Annotated in this window: 14 protein-coding genes and 1 pseudogene; 10 read left to right on the top strand and 5 right to left on the bottom strand. The window is 57.3% G+C overall.

Annotation, left to right across the window (positions count from 1 at the left end):
• Window positions 1–105 precede the first annotated feature (105 nt).
• Window positions 106–2,112 (top strand): transketolase, encoded by a 2,007-nt coding sequence (gene tkt / locus NF78_RS25880; RefSeq protein ID WP_035992986.1) that lies wholly within the window; start codon window positions 106–108, stop codon window positions 2,110–2,112.
• 204 nt (window positions 2,113–2,316) lie between these two features.
• Here tkt and NF78_RS33275 read toward each other — a convergent pair whose 3' ends face one another.
• Window positions 2,317–2,502, bottom strand: coding sequence for a hypothetical protein (locus tag NF78_RS33275; protein ID WP_318655511.1), 186 nt, complete (start codon window positions 2,500–2,502; stop codon window positions 2,317–2,319).
• A gap of 177 nt (window positions 2,503–2,679) precedes the next feature.
• Between NF78_RS33275 and NF78_RS30570 the strand changes: the two are divergent.
• Window positions 2,680–3,676, top strand: a pseudogene (locus NF78_RS30570) (transposase).
• Here the strand turns inward: NF78_RS30570 and NF78_RS25870 are convergent.
• Together NF78_RS25870 and NF78_RS25865 are read right to left on the bottom strand one after the other, a co-directional pair.
• Window positions 3,615–4,109, bottom strand: a complete 495-nt coding sequence (locus tag NF78_RS25870) for a hypothetical protein (protein WP_052050967.1) — start codon at window positions 4,107–4,109, stop codon at window positions 3,615–3,617. The pseudogene NF78_RS30570 and the gene NF78_RS25870 sit on opposite strands and share 62 nt — an antisense overlap.
• A 314-nt stretch (window positions 4,110–4,423) precedes the next feature.
• Window positions 4,424–5,032 carry a hypothetical protein gene (locus NF78_RS25865; RefSeq protein ID WP_035992981.1) on the bottom strand — a complete coding sequence of 203 codons (609 nt, stop codon included), beginning with the start codon at window positions 5,030–5,032 and terminating at the stop codon, window positions 4,424–4,426.
• A gap of 211 nt (window positions 5,033–5,243) precedes the next feature.
• On the opposite strand from NF78_RS25865, the gene NF78_RS25860 reads away from it, so the two are divergent.
• The 8 genes from NF78_RS25860 (at window position 5,244) to NF78_RS25830 (ending at window position 13,212) form a co-directional block, all read left to right on the top strand.
• Window positions 5,244–6,053, top strand: a complete 810-nt coding sequence (locus tag NF78_RS25860) for an ABC transporter ATP-binding protein (RefSeq protein ID WP_035992978.1) — start codon at window positions 5,244–5,246, stop codon at window positions 6,051–6,053.
• Between the two features lie 38 nt (window positions 6,054–6,091).
• Window positions 6,092–7,078 carry a helix-turn-helix transcriptional regulator gene (locus NF78_RS25855; protein ID WP_052050966.1) on the top strand — a complete coding sequence of 329 codons (987 nt, stop codon included), beginning with the start codon at window positions 6,092–6,094 and terminating at the stop codon, window positions 7,076–7,078.
• 251 nt (window positions 7,079–7,329) lie between these two features.
• Complete coding sequence (locus NF78_RS25850; protein ID WP_035994168.1) at window positions 7,330–9,843, top strand: TonB-dependent siderophore receptor; 2,514 nt, start codon at window positions 7,330–7,332, stop codon at window positions 9,841–9,843.
• Window positions 9,844–10,008: 165 nt separating this feature from the next.
• Window positions 10,009–10,512 (top strand): ABC transporter substrate-binding protein, encoded by a 504-nt coding sequence (locus NF78_RS33150; protein WP_197064973.1) that lies wholly within the window; start codon window positions 10,009–10,011, stop codon window positions 10,510–10,512.
• Window positions 10,503–10,847: an ABC transporter substrate-binding protein gene (locus tag NF78_RS33145; RefSeq protein WP_197064972.1), complete on the top strand. Its 345-nt coding sequence runs from the start codon at window positions 10,503–10,505 to the stop codon at window positions 10,845–10,847. Before NF78_RS33150 ends, NF78_RS33145 begins: the two co-directional genes overlap by 10 nt.
• 105 nt (window positions 10,848–10,952) lie before the next feature.
• Entirely contained in the window at window positions 10,953–11,363 is a 411-nt protein-coding gene (locus tag NF78_RS25840) for a DUF1636 family protein (protein ID WP_035992976.1), read from the top strand.
• 17 nt (window positions 11,364–11,380) lie between these two features.
• Window positions 11,381–12,667, top strand: coding sequence for an MFS transporter (locus tag NF78_RS25835; protein WP_035992973.1), 1,287 nt, complete (start codon window positions 11,381–11,383; stop codon window positions 12,665–12,667).
• An 86-nt stretch (window positions 12,668–12,753) separates the two neighbouring features.
• The gene (locus NF78_RS25830; RefSeq protein ID WP_035994166.1) at window positions 12,754–13,212 is read left to right on the top strand and encodes a hypothetical protein; all 459 of its coding nucleotides are present in this window, start codon (window positions 12,754–12,756) and stop codon (window positions 13,210–13,212) included.
• 22 nt (window positions 13,213–13,234) lie between these two features.
• On the opposite strand, the gene NF78_RS25825 is transcribed toward NF78_RS25830, so the two are convergent.
• Window positions 13,235–13,636, bottom strand: coding sequence for a fasciclin domain-containing protein (locus NF78_RS25825; protein ID WP_035992969.1), 402 nt, complete (start codon window positions 13,634–13,636; stop codon window positions 13,235–13,237).
• Window positions 13,637–13,766: 130 nt separating this feature from the next.
• Window positions 13,767–15,062, bottom strand: coding sequence for a CO2 hydration protein (locus NF78_RS25820; RefSeq protein ID WP_035992967.1), 1,296 nt, complete (start codon window positions 15,060–15,062; stop codon window positions 13,767–13,769).
• Between the last annotated feature and the right edge of the window lie 55 nt (window positions 15,063–15,117).

The following is a 15,117-nucleotide window of genomic DNA, read 5'->3' as shown; positions in this document are numbered from 1 at the left end:
CTGTGTGTGGGGTCTTAATCGATTCTGGCCGATACCGTGTTAGCCCCTGGGCTACTGATACTGCGTGCTGCTGCTCCGAAAAACCGTCGTTAAGCTGTTGAACCTATGGCTGTTGCAACCCAATCCCTGGAAGAACTCTGCATCAATTCCATTCGCTTTCTAGCGATTGATGCGGTGGAAAAGGCCAAGTCTGGCCACCCCGGTCTGCCCATGGGCGCTGCCCCCATGGCCTACGTGCTGTGGGATAAGTTCATGCGGTTTAACCCCAAGAATCCCCAGTGGTTTAACCGCGATCGCTTTGTGCTGTCGGCGGGCCACGGCTGCATGCTGCAGTACGCACTGCTGTACCTGACCGGCTACGATAGCGTGACGCTGGACGACATCAAGCAGTTCCGCCAGTGGGGCGCCCGCACTCCCGGCCACCCCGAAAACTTTGAAACCCTCGGTGTGGAAGTCACCACTGGTCCCCTGGGGCAGGGCATTGCCAACGCCGTCGGTCTGGCCATGGCCGAGGCGCACCTGGCGGCCAAGTTCAACAAACCCGACGCCACCCTGGTTGACCACTACACCTACGTAATTCTGGGCGACGGCTGCAACATGGAGGGGGTCTCCGGTGAGGCCTGCTCCCTGGCCGGGCACCTGGGCCTGGGCAAGCTGATCGCCCTCTACGACGACAACCACATCTCCATCGACGGCTCCACCGACATCGCCTTCACCGAAGATGTGGCTAAGCGGTTTGAGGCCTACGGCTGGCACGTGCAGCACGTGGAGAACGGCAACACCGATCTAGATGCGATCGCCAAGGCGATCGAGGCGGCCAAGGCCGTCACCGATCGCCCCTCGATGATCAAAGTCACCACCACCATCGGCTACGGCTCCCCCAACAAGCAAAACACCGCTGGTGTCCACGGCGCGGCCCTGGGCGGCGACGAAATCAAGCTCACCCGCGAAAACCTGGGCTGGAGCCACGGCGACTTTGAAGTTCCCGAAGACGCCCTCAGCCACATGCGCAAAGCCGTCGAGCGCGGCGCTAGCCTTGAGGCCGAGTGGGAAGAAACCCTGGCCACCTACCGCAGCCAGTACGCTACTGAGGCCGCCGAGTTTGAGCGTATGCTCTCCGGCAAACTACCGGAAGGCTGGGCCGACGCGCTGCCCACCTACACCCCCGAAGACAAGGCCCTGGCCACCCGCAAAAACTCTGAGATCACCCTCAACGCCCTGGCTCCGGCTATCCCTGAGCTGATTGGCGGTTCCGCCGACCTCACCCACTCCAACCTGACGGAGCTGAAGATCTCCGGCAGCTTCCAGAAGGGGGCCTACGAAAACCGCAACCTGCGCTTCGGCGTCCGCGAGCACGGCATGGGGGCGATCTGCAACGGCATCGCTCTGCACAACTCGGGCCTGATTCCCTACTGTGCCACCTTCCTGGTGTTTGCCGACTACATGCGGGCGGCCATTCGCCTCTCGGCTCTCTCCCAGGCAGGCGTCATCTACGTCATGACCCACGACTCCATCGGTCTGGGCGAAGACGGCCCCACCCACCAGCCGGTGGAGACCATCGCCTCCCTGCGGGCCATCCCCAACCTGATCGTGATTCGCCCCGCCGATGGCACCGAAACTTCGGGCGCTTACAAGATTGCCGTCGAGCACCGCAAGACCCCGACGCTGATGGCCTTCAGCCGTCAAAACCTGCCCAACCTGCCCGGCTCTTCGATCGAAGGCGTGGCCAAGGGTGCCTACATTGTCGACGACTGCGACGGCACCCCCGACCTGATTTTGATCGGCACCGGCAGCGAGGTCAGCCTCTGCGTGGATGCGGCTAAGGAACTGCGGTCTGCGGGCACCAAGGTGCGGGTGGTCTCCATGCCCTCCTGGGAGCTATTTGATGCCCAGGAGGCCGCCTACCAGGAGTCGGTGCTGCCCAAGGCGGTGACTAAGCGCCTGGCGGTAGAAGCGGGTATCACCATGGGCTGGTGCCGCTACGTCGGGGCCGAAGGCGACGTCGTTGGCGTTGACCGCTTTGGGGCCTCTGCCCCCGGTGGCCTGGTGATGGAGAAGTTTGGCTTCACCGTTGAGAACGTGGTCAACCGGGCCAAGGCGCTGCTGGGCTAACGGTCTAGCTCATAGATTGTTGAAAAGGAGGCGATGGCTCGGAAGGGCGATCGCCTCCTTAGTCATGGGCCGGTGGGCGCGTTTGGCAACAAGCGCTGAAGGGGGCAGTCAGCCGAGGCATAGTAGCCAGGCGCTGGCCTTTAAGGGTCCAGCGTTTTACGGAGCGGGGAACACCGCCAATGGGAAATGTCAACTACGTCAAACTTATCCATCCCTATTCGGCGAGTATGCGTTTACTCTGACCAGGCACGTGTAGATTCCTTCCAGGGTCAGCAACTCGTCGTGGGTACCGTGCTCCACGATCGCCCCCCGATCCATCACATAGATGCCGTCGGCCTGGCGAATGGTGGAGAGGCGATGGGCGATTCTCTTGCAGAGAGGCTTCGCCAACGCGATCGTCGTCCTCCCCTGGGTAATCTTCGCTAAGGATCGCTGAATCGCGACTTCCGTCTCGTTATCCACCGCTGAGGTCGCCTCATCGAGAATCAGAATCGGTGGGTCTTTGAGAAGGCACTGGTCTGTTAATCGATGAGAGCTAGAATACTGGCAGTGCAACGAGATCACGCGATGGATTGTCCTCACTGTCAGAGCCAACAGGTTAGCAAAAACGGGCGAGAGCCCCGTTTAGACGGTACTCTTATGCAGCGGTATCGCTGTCGAGATTGTGGCAAACAATTCAATGAACGGACCGGCACCCCCATGGCTCGATTATGAGCCCCCAGCTCAGTCGTGGCCTTTGCTCTCAATGTTCGTAGCGAAGGAATGGGAGTGCGAGCGACAGCACGGTCCTTTGGGAAGTCCCACTCTACGCTTCTGCGCTGGGAACAACGTCTCGCCAATCAGGTGGACGCTTGGTCACCCCCTGCGCCTGAGGGTCGTGAGGTCACGCTAGAAGGCGACGAAGTGTACACTCGTGTCGGCGAGAACCTTCCCCCCCGAGAAGTCTGAAGGATGGACGATTCATTTTATTGAACGTAGCAGTCGCTATTGGGTAGCAGCTCAGGCCGGGCACAAGGATGCCATCCTGTTTCAACGAGGCACCCAACAAGCTTGGCGGTGGGCTCAAGCCTGCCCTTACGTTCGGTGGTTCACTGACGGTGAGCGGCGCTATGGCAAAGCATTATGGGACCTAGCCAGTGTCTATCTAGCACTCCGCGATTGTCCAAGCGGTTATTGCACTCGAAAAGTCTGGTGAGAAGGCTTGGAAGTGGCGATGAAAATCAAGGGGTCTCAAGGTCAACGGCGCGTCGTCTGGCTCAAGACGGAGCATCCCTTTACGGCCATTAGTCCCATGTCAGAGGTGCATGCCAATCATAATGAGGCTCAGAATGCCGCTCTGAGGCGGCGGTGCAGCGCCTATCGTTGGCGTCAAAACTTGGACGCCAAAACACGGGCGGCATTGCAACGAACTCTGGATACTCAGCGGATCATTCACAACTGGGTCAGATCGCACTGGGGGTTAAGGAAACGCACCACTCCAGCTATGGCGATGGGGCTCTGCTCTAGACCCTTATCAACTCAAGAAATCCTTTGTATAAGAGGGTTTCGGTGTATCTCCTCTTAACAGACCAGTGCCGCCGCACCACCGATCGCATGGCTTCCGCCGTTTTGGGCGAAAACACCTGCTGCCAATCGTCGCCCTTGACCAGGGGCTGCAGCGCGGGGGGCAGATCGCCAGCGGGAGTGGCAAAAAGCTGTTTGAAGAAATGGGGCTTTAAATGAATATCGACGCCGACCTCGGGCTGGTTGGCCCGATGCAGGTTAGTCACCGCCGGTTGAATGCCGCTGCCGCCAATGTAGCCCTGGGTCGCATCTTGGTAGAGAAAGCTGCCGCTGTCGACCACCCCAGACAGATGCACCATAAACTGCACCGGGTGGAGATTCTCTTTACCGCAATAGGTAAAGTCTGTGTGGTATGTCTCATGGAAAATCGACAGCTCTAGGCCGGGGCACAAGCCGATGTCGCGGTGATAGCCCTGGCCCAACTGCGGCGGCATGGTGCGAATCGTCTCCAGGCGATCGATGGAGGTGGCCGGTGGGCAGTGGTATTCAGCCTCAGTCCAAAGCAGCTCAAGGTCGCGATTGGTCAGGTCAAGACTTATGGCGGGGAGGAACGACTTTTATTGAAATCAACTTGCAATAGTGCTGGATTTCTGTCAAGGCGTCAAGGGGTGCTAGGTTGGGCGATCGCGAGGTTGCCCCTCGCCCTGCGGGCACCCCTCCCAGTAGGGTCTTTGCCCACCATCCCCTCGTGACAAGGGCAGGGGTGGGTCCAACCCATAAATTGACAGGATCGCCGTTTACAGATGATCTATTTTTTATCGAGGTCGAGGTGATCAAGCCGATCGTCAGGGGAGGTCTTTTGTATGAGTTTCAGGCAAGCGTAACCCAACTCAGTGACCTGGACAAACTGGCTCAGATCGTTTGTAGAGTCGGGCAGATCCTCAATGCTTAAGGCATCTCCCGAGTGGCTTTCGATCAAATCACGGTCGCTCAATAGACGCAAATCGTCGCTAATGGACAATTTCTCCGTATAGCCATAGCTTTGCTTAGCAGCCAAAGATTTTAACAGCTCTTGCTCCTGCTCATTCAACAGGTCTTTGACCAGTAGTCCGCCCAAATCCTTGATTTCCTGGTCTTGAATTTGCTGAATGTGGTCTAATTCTCCCTGATGCTTTTCTAACTCCTCTAGCTTGACGGCTATTCCTTCACTCCCCATCCGTATTTTTGTCAGCCGTTCTGTTAAGTCAGAGTTGATTAGCAAAATAATTATAAAAATAGCGACTTCGGTATACTCCAACCGCTTACTGTCTGAATCAATGACCCCAAAGACAACCAGTAGCAAATAAATCAGCCCCAGCAACGTGGCCAGCGGAAAGACATAGCTTCTCAGGCGTTTGAAGGGCTTTTCTGAAGGCATAACAAGACCATTCGATTGAATCTGTGGTTCTGTAAATCTGAGGGTTAGGCTTGGCGGTAGCCTGAGTTACCTTCTTTAATACAGGCCAGGTTCTGGCTTTTGACATCTAACAAGTGAAAGACTTTTGAACTGTAGCGGCTCTGGTTCCGTTATTCCCCGCGTGATCGCCTACAATAACACCTAGCCTTATTAGAAATCAGTCCTAGCAGCTATGCTTGATGTTGCCACCCCAATCGCCCTCACCACCCGCAAGCTCACCCTGGCCTACGACGGCAACATGATCATCCAGGGGCTTGACCTGGCCATTCCCCAGGGGCAGATCACTACCCTGGTAGGCCCCAACGGCTGCGGCAAATCGACCCTGCTGCGGGGGCTGGCCCGGTTGCTCAAGCCCCAGGGGGGCACGGTGTATTTGGATGGCGATGCTATTGCCCACCTGCCCACCAAAGACCTGGCCAAGCGCCTGGGCATTTTACCCCAGAGCCCCGCCGCGCCCGAAGGATTAACGGTGCGCGAGCTGGTGGCACAGGGCCGCTACCCCCACCAGAGCTGGCTGCAACAGTGGTCAAAGGATGATGAGCTGAAGGTGGAGGAGGCGATTGCCACCACCCACCTGCACGAGTTTGCCAACCGCCCCCTCGACACCCTCTCCGGCGGTCAGCGCCAGCGCGCCTGGATCGCCATGGCCCTGGCCCAAGATACCGAAACTCTGCTGCTCGACGAGCCCACCACCTATCTGGATCTGGCCCACCAGATCGAGGTGCTGGACTTGCTCTACCAGCTCAACCGCCAAGCCAAGCGCACCATCATCATGGTGCTCCACGACTTGAATATGGCCTGTCGCTATAGCCACCATTTAATTGCGCTGCGCGACGGGCAGGTGATCGCCCAGGGAAAACCCGCCGCAGTTGTAACCGAGGCAATGGTTGAGCAGGTATTTGCCCTCAGGAGTCGCATCATCACCGACCCCGTTTCTGGCACGCCGCTGTGCCTGCCTATCGGCCAGGCGATCGAGAATTAGTCTTATTAACCTACAGCCCGTAGGAGGGCCACCGACCCGTGACGATCACCTTTCAGGATGGTGAACTGCGCCAGCTGCTGCGGGAGCATGGGCAGAGTACTCAGCCAGAGCTTGTGGCCAACCGATGCGATCAAACGCTGATCTATCCCGACTGGCTCGGGACGGGCTACAAGCGCGATATCGATCTGCCCAGTGGCATAGATCTAACCCTGCACCGCTACCACCTACACAGCGATCTAGTGCAGGTCTGTTCAGCAGAACAGGGGGACTGTTTCGAGTTTGTCTTTAGCCTCACAACCCAGCTCCAGTACAACGAAAGCGCTGTGTTCGGCGATCGCCGCGCCCACCTACTTGGCCCCGAGGGGCAAGACAGCCGCTGGCGCGAATTTGCCAAACAGGACTATTTAGCGGTGGACATCCATCTCGATCCGCCCCTGATGAGGGCGTTGCTTGAAAGTCACAGCCCCAAACTGCCCAAAACGCTGCAAAAAATCCTGGCGGGGGAGTGCGATTTGCCCCTGATTGAGTCGATTGCGATCGCCCCCGAGATGCAGACGGCCCTCTGGCAGATTCTCCAGTGCCCTTACCAGGGGCTGACCCAAACCCTCTACCTGGAGGCTAAATCCCTGGAGCTGATCGCCCTCTTTCTAGACGCCATAGACGACGGCACCGCCGCTAAGCCCATCCTCCAGCGAGACGATCTAGACCGTATCCACCAGGCGCGGCAAATTCTGCAAAGTGACCTGCAAGCGCCCCCTTCTCTAATTGATCTGGCGCGGCAGGTGGGCCTCAACGATCGCAAGCTCAAAGAGGGGTTTCGCCAGGTGTTCGACACCACCGTCTTTGGCTATCTCACCCAGCAGCGCATGGAAAAAGCTTGCCAGCTGTTGGGCCAGCAGCGATCGGTGGCGGCGGTGGCGGCGGCGGTGGGCTACGCCAGCCCTACGGCTTTTAGCGGGGCCTTTCGCCGTCGGTTTGGAGTTACGCCCAAGGTGTATCAGATGGGACAGAGGTTTGGGGCGTAGGGGGGATTAGGGGTTAGATATCGGGTGTCGGGTGAAGAGGGTTTACGGTGCAAGGTCAACGGTGCAAGGTAGAACCGTAAACCTTGAACCCAAAACCCGAAACCCAAAAAGTCCCCCTCGAAGAGAAAAAAGTCCGGGACGCAGAGAAAAGCTGCCCCCAAACCCAATACGCTAAAAGCCGTCTAATTGAGAACACTTCTCGTTTAATCGCAGGGGTGACGAACCTGATGGCTTGCTGTGGTGTAGGAATGATGACTTCAAACTTAGGTCTTGGGCTATTTGTGGTGGGTTTGCTGGCCGGTATAGCCGCGCCTGGGGGAGCAGCAGAATCCCCAGCATCGGAGGGGGTTGTGGGGGAGCCCAGCCCAGCGGCACTCACCGTAGAGGAGTGGCTCGCCCAGGGGGAGGCCAGTGCCGCAGCGGTGATTACCGACGTGCAAATCACAGATGCTCCTGAGGGGTTGAGGATTGAACTGGTCAGCGATCGCCCCTTGGCGATCGGCACCTCCCGCACCGAGGGCAATGCGCTGATTACCGACATCCCCAATGCGGTGCTGGAGTTAGCTGACCAGAGTGCCGCCGAGCAGTTTGCCCCCGCTGAGGGCATTGCCCTGGTGCAAGTCACGGGCTTGCCCGACGGTGGCGTACGCCTGGCCATCACCGGCACCGATGGCCCACCTACCGCCCAGGCCAACACAGCCTCAGGCAACCTGGTCTTGAGCGTGCTGCCAGGGGTAGAGCAGGCGGGCAGTGCTGAAGAAGCCATTCAAATTGGAGTCACGGGCCAGGGGGAACAGGCCTACCGTGTCCCCAACGCGGCGGTGGGCAGCAGAACCGATACCCCCCTGCGGGATCTCCCCTTTTCGGTTCAGGTCGTGCCCCAGGAGCTGCTGCAAGATCGGCAGGTGCAAAGCGTCAATGAGGCCCTCCGCACGGTGGTGGGTGTTACCCCCGACAATTCCTCCCAGTCGGCCTTTGAGGGCTACGTCATTCGCGGTTTTTCGGGTAGGAACATCTTGCGCAACGGGCTGCGCGATGACACTAACGTTACCTCCCGCATCGCGATTCCCAACATTGAACGCATTGAGGTGTTGCGCGGCCCTGCCGGGGCCTTATTTAGCCAGGGTGCGCCCGGCGGCACCGTCAACATTGTCACCAAAAAGCCACTGGCGACCCCCCACTATATTGTGGAGGGAACTGTTGGCAACTTCGACACCTACGGCGGCTCCATCGACTTTGCCGGCCCGCTCAATCAGTCAGAAACCTTGCTCTATAGGCTCACCGCAGGCGCGTCTAGTTCAGGCACATTCATTGACTTTTTTGAGCGCAGAAATTATGTCATTGCCCCGGTGGTCAGTTGGCAGGTTGGCCCCAATACTCAGATCAATTTTGAAGGTGAGTACACCATTTCTGAACAACCCAACGATCGCGGGCTACCTGCCGTAGGTACCGTTCTGCCCAACATCAATGGGCAGCTGCCCCGCAGTCGCTTTATCGGCGAACCCGATGATGACATAGACAAAAACGATCGCTATGTGCTGCGGCTGGGGTACACCCTCGACCACCAGATCAACCCCGACTGGCAGCTACAAAATTCGTTTCGGGCCAGTTTTCAGCGGACTCCTCAAAATTCACTTTTCCCTCTAAATCTGCTTGCTGATCAGCGCACTCTAGAGCGGGGGCTTTTCACCGCTGGCGACCAATCTCAAGATAACTACTCCTTTGATACCAGCCTGACGGGTAGGGTACAAACAGGCAGTATTTCTCACCAACTCTTACTCGGCTTTGATGTCAATCGCGATATCTACGCAAGCGGTGGTCAAGAATTTAGCCTTTCTCCCATTGACATTTTCAATCCAGTCTACGGGGTAGCTCAACCGCAGCTCTTGGCTAGCTTCCCAAGAGAACCTTTTATTACTAATTCGGTAGGGGTTTATGTTCAAGATCAAATCGACCTGCTGCCCCAGCTGAAACTGTTGCTGGGTGGGCGGTTTGACCTGGTGAGCCAACAGTCGCTTTTCGCCGATGGTTCACAGGATTTTCAGGATGATACGGCGTTTAGTCCTCGACTGGGATTGGTATATCAGCCTAGCGACGAGCATGCGCTCTACGCCAGCTACAGCCGCTCGTTCTTGCAGAGTGTGGGCACAGCCTTTGACAATACTCTCTTTGAACCCGAGCGAGGCAATCAGTACGAAGTCGGCATCAAATCTGACTGGCTCGACAATCGACTCTCGACCACCCTGGCTTTTTACCAAATTACGCGAACGAATGTGTTAACCGAAGACCCGATCAACCCCAACTTCTCGGTGCAGACCGGTGAACAGAGAAGTCGCGGGGTTGAACTTACGGCTACGGGTGAAATTTTACCGGGGTGGAACATTGTAGCGGGCTATGCCTACACCGATGCCCAAATAACGGCAGATAACACCTTGACCGTGGGCAATCGTCTCAACAATGTGCCAGAACATGCCGCGAGCCTGTGGACAACCTATGAAGTTCAGGAAGGGCCGCTCCAGGGTTTGGGCTTTGGATTGGGGCTGTTTTACGTGGGCGATCGCCAGGGTGATCTAGACAATTCCTTCCAGGTACCCGGCTATACCCGCACCGATGCCTCGGTGTTCTACAGGCGAGATAATTTTCGGGCTGGGCTAAACTTTGAAAACCTGTTTGATATTACCTATTTTGAAGCCGCCGAAAGCCCTCTGCGTGTTTTCTACGGTGCACCTTTCACCCTCAGGGGCACGGTTTCTTGGTCGTTTTAAGCCTGTTGAATGGATGACGTAAAGCTCATGTTTTGTAAATCTTGGTGGCGACGGATTCAGTTGTTTTGGGGCGGAGTTTTGATGGTAGCCCTGATCCAGAGCTGTACTGGCTCAGGCAATCCACCGCCTGCGACACCATCAACCACCGAGACATCCACCTGTCGGATGGTTCGCCATGCTCTGGGGGAAACCTGTGTGCCCAATCAGCCGCAGCGGGTGATTACCTTGAGCGTGCCTAGCCTGGGGGATGCGATCGCCCTGGGGGTGCAACCCATCGCCACCATCGTCTATTTTGACGAACCGCCACCTTACCTGGCGGAGCATCTAGGCTCCATTCAAACCTTGGGCAAAGAAGAACAACCCAGTCTTGAAAAGATTGTGGCCTTAAAACCCGATCTGATCATCGGCATTAAGTACTCTACCGAGGCTATTTATAGCCAACTGTCGCAGATTGCTCCCACCGTAGCCGATGATTGGGATGGGTATCCTTCCTGGCGAAGTCACTTTGACTTTGTCGCTAATGTGTTAGGAAAAACGGATTTAGCCCAGCAGGTTTGGAGTCGTTATGCTCAGCGCATTGAGTCGTTAAAAACGGCCCTAGAAAGAACCAGCAAAACCCAGAGGTCTCCTTTGTCCACACCTGCTGTGGCACGATTGACTTGGACTTAAAAAATTCTTTCAATGGCAGCATTCTGGCTGATGCAGGCCTGCGTCGACCATCGTCTCAGGCCGTGCCGGTTGATGGTGGCCTTGTGAAATTGTCTGAGGAACGGCTGATGGATATTGACGGCGATGTTCTATTTGTCGCCGCCGATGGTGCCGAAGCGGCCCAAACCATCACCCAACTCAAACAAAACCCGCTGTGGCAGAGGCTAAGAGCCGTTCAAAACGATCGGGTTTACCCGGTCAACTATCCTACCTGGAGAGGCGGCAATCCCCTGGCCGCCGATGGTGTAATCGACGACTTGTTCACCTATTTGGTAGAAGATCCGCCGCCAGCGTGACTATCAGTTCTGGGGCAGCATTACCCGAGGCCCGATCACCGATGAGCTGATACTGAAAAAGCTGCCTGAGATGTTGTTGCCCCTACTCCCTACGTCATAATCACCATGCCAAAATCCACCCTTTTCATCTGCCGTTCCTGCCATGGATCGGAGCAACGGCCTCTGGAGCAGCCCGCGGATGGTGCTGCTTTGTGCGATCGCATCCAAACCTTGCACCAAACCTGGCTGCGCCAGTCAGATTTAGAGGTACGCGGCGTAGATTGCCTGTGGACTTGCAATCATCCCTGCTCCATTGCGTTGGCGGCAGAGGACAAGCCAACCTACGCCCTGGCAAAAGTCTTAGTCAAAGACAATAACCATAGCGAGATTGCCGAGGCCGTGCTGCAACTAAGCGAGCGCTATCTCAACAGCAAGAGCGGCACCATTCCCTGGAAACAGTTTCCAGAGGTCTTAAAAACTGAATTTATCGCCTGTGTTCCATCCTTAAAGTCTAGCGATTCAGGCGAAGTATATTAGGGCTATACATTAGGTCTGTGCGTACTTTTACAATTATTTGGTTCGGTCAGCTGGTCTCAACCATCGGCAGCTACATGACCGAATTTGCCCTTACCATTTGGGCATGGGAAATTACCGGATCGGCCACCGCCCTGGCCCTGATCGGATTCTTTTCCCAGGCCCCACGCATTCCCGTGACGCTGTTCGCGGGGCTGATTGTTGACCATCTCAACCGTAAGCAACTCATGGTTGTAGGGGATACCGTTGCTGTGCTCGCTACCGTCGGTATTGGCTGGCTTTACTTCATCGACAACCTGCAAATCTGGCATCTCTATGTAGCGGTCATGCTCAACGGCGGCTTTGGGCAAATTCAAGGTCTGGCCTATCAGACCTCCATCTCTAGTCTGGTGCCGCCCGCTCAGCTCACGCGGGTCAACAGCATGAACTCGGCGGTACATTACGGGGCAGCGATTTTTGGCCCTGCTCTGGCTGGGGTGCTCTACCCGACGATCGGGCTACTAGGCATTGTCAGCATTGATCTGGCGAGTTTTGGGGTAGCGATCGCCACCCTCCTGTCCCGATCCATTCCCCAGCCCGCACCCCCTACCACCCGCGATAGTGAAACGCTGTTGGCCAAGCTCACCTTTGGCTTTCGCGAAGTGTGGCGACAGCCCAGCCTGCGCTCCTTGCTGCTGATTAGCACCCTGTTCTGGTTTTTCCACGACCTGGGCGGTGCCATCTACGACCCCATGATTTTGGCTCGCTCCGGCGGCAGCGCCCAGGTGCTGGCCAGTACCGCCACGGCAGCGGGCCTTGGTGGGGTGGCCGGGGCAATTTTGCTCAGCCTCTGGGGTGGCCCCCAGCGCCGAGTGCAGGGGATGCTGGCCGGATTCATCGGGGCGGGGCTGAGCAAAGCAGTGTTTGGCCTGGGGCGATCGCCCCAAATTTGGATACCGGCCCAGTTTTGCTCGTCGCTCAACTTTCCGCTACTGGGCAGCTCCGAAACCGCCATCTGGATGACCCAGATCGCCCCCGCGCAACAGGGCCGAGTGTTTGCCGCCAACTCCCTGGTGTTGCAGGTGGTGAGTGCCGGGGCGGCGCTAATTGCAGGCCCCCTGGCCGATCGCGTCTTAGAGCCAGCACTGGTCCCTGACGGCAGTCTGAGCCGACTACTGGGCATGTTAGGCAATGACCCCGGTTCGGGTATGGCGCTGCTGTATGTGGTTTGCGCTGTGGCAATGATTGGGGTGGGTCTGAGTGGGTGCCAAATGTCCAGTCTCATTAAGCTAGGCTGCAGTTCCTCAAAACCCCAGGGCAGCCCCTAGGGCATGTGATCGCCTCAAAGGGACCCCTCCTGCCCCAGCACCCCTCCCACAACGGTACAATCTGCTAAGGCTGAATGAACTTGCAGATGAACGATCGCGCTTGGCAAACGGTAAAAGGCATCATAGTGCCCGGGCATCAGGTAGCCTCTGGGGCTGCTCCCGATAGCCCCTATCCGGCCGGGGCGATCGCAATGCAAACGCCCTTCTTCAAGGCTTTGGGCTTAGATCTATCGGGCTACTTTCCGGGAACGCTCAACGTTTCGATTGCCCCCAAACGGTTTCAGCTGATCAACCCAGAATTCACCTTTCGCCAAGTTGAATGGACCAACCGCCATCCGCCCGAAGACTTCTCATTCTCGCAATGTTGGGTTTTCTTTCAGGGGTTTTCCTATGACGGCTGGATCTACTACCCCCACCCTGAGACCAAAAAGCGCAACTTTCAGGAGCCATCCACCCTTGAAATTATTGCGCCAACCATACCCGGCCTCCAGGACAAATCCCCAATTGAGATTGAGTACAATCTCTTCGAAGTTGCCATAGCTTAGCCAGCACCCTTGGGCCGTCCATTCACCCCATCAAAATCACGTTGTCCAGCACGTGAATAATGCCGTTGTCGGCTTCGATATCGGCAGCAACCACCGTGGCGTTTTTCACCTCAAACCCATCAGTGCCATCAATGGGGATTGGCGCTCCTTCCAGCGATTCCACCGTACCCATCTGAATCAACTCATCCCTGGTGTATTTACCGGCAACAACGTGGAACTTGAGAATCCGGCCCAGCTGGGGCGGGTTCTGCACCAGGGTTTGCACCGTGCCGGGGGGCAGCTTGGCAAAGGCGGCATCGTTCGGCGCAAACACGGTAAACGGTCCAGGGCTTTGCAAGGCCTCAACCAGACCGGCGGCCTGGACGGCAGCGACCAGGGTGGAGAAGCCTTCGTTGTTGACGGCGATATCGACGATGGTAGGCATAGGGGTGGATGGGTAGGTGGGTAGGTGGGTGGGCGGGTGGGTGGGTAGGCCGGTGGATGGGTGGGCGAGTAGGGGGGTAGGCAGGTGGATGCAGATAAGTACTCATCCACCCATCCACCCATCCACCCATCTACCGATAGTCCTGCCGCTGGATGTCGCGCAGACGGGCTTCCGGGCGCACAAAGCGATCCATCTGGGCTTCGAAGAACTTGCGGTTGGCCATCAGGTGGCGGGGGTTTTGGTCATCCAGCGGGTAAAGCAGGGCGGTACGCAGGGCCTGGATTACTGCCGAGGTGACGTTGTACATCGATCGCTGGAAGGTAATTCCCAGCTGGATCAGCATGTCGTCTTCGCCCCGGCAGTGCTGGTGGTAGTAGTCGAGCAGGTAGGGAGGCAAAAAGTGGAGCATGTCCTGCATCAGCAGGGTGGGGGGAATGCCTGCGCTGCCGACGGGAAACACATCGGCGTAGAGAATGCCGTAGTGGAAGTCGTTTTGATCGGCGGGTACCTGGCCCGCCTGGGCGTTGTAGGACTTGGTGCCCCGGAAGGGGGCGGTGCGGTAGAACACCGCTTCCACGTAGGGCAGGGCCGCCTCGTAGAGCCAGGTGAAGCCGCAGGACTTGGGAATCAGCTCAAAGCATTCGTCGCCCACGTAGACGTGGTGGTAGATGGGGCGACCAGCAACGGCAAAAATACCGTTGACCAAAAAGTCCATGGCGTCGGGTACGCCCGCAAAGCCGCCCTCGTCGTAGATGTCGCTCATCTCAAAGAAGACCGGGGCCATCACTTCCCAGAACAGACCCAGGTTGGAGTAGTAGGAGAGTTCGCGGCACTTTTCGTAGAACATTTCGGGGAACAGCTTGTGCAGCCCCAGCATCACCGGGTTGCCCTTAAAGTAGGCAGCAATGGCGCGATCGCATGCCTGCTTATATTCCTCGGTGTACAGGTAGTCGTTGAACCGACCGCCCATGTCCTGGTGCCAGAGCATGGCCTTCATGCAGGCCTCGGCAAACTCCATGTTGACGCGATCGTGCCACAGGTGCAGAAACAGCTTGGGCAGCTTGCGCCCGGTTTCGCCTTTGGCCATAAACTCCAGCAGTTCGGGGTGGGCCGTGGCCTCGCCGCGCCAGATGCGCAGGTCGGCGGTGTCGCCTGCGTAGTGGTTGGGCAGGTCCAGATATTCCTGGGGCAGGAAGTACTTAAAGGCAGGCACCGGGTTGAGAAACACCCGCTCGGCAATGTAAAGCAGGTCGCGCCAGTAGAAATCCATTGGCACCGCGTAGGCCTTGTAGATGCCGATGATCTGCATCAGGTTGTCGGGGGTATCTGGCAGCATCGAGCCGCCCGCCTCCAGCCGGTGGATCACGTCGGCATGGGGGTGGGTGGAGGGGGGAATCAGGGGTTTGGTTTCGGTGAGGGTAGCCATGGGATTGGGGGTAGGTGGGTGGATGAGTAGATGGGTGGATGAGTAGATCGGTGAA

The organism is Leptolyngbya sp. KIOST-1, assembly GCF_000763385.1.
GTDB lineage: Bacteria > Cyanobacteriota > Cyanobacteriia > Phormidesmidales > Phormidesmidaceae > Nodosilinea.
This window is presented reverse-complemented; position numbering and strand designations above follow the sequence as displayed.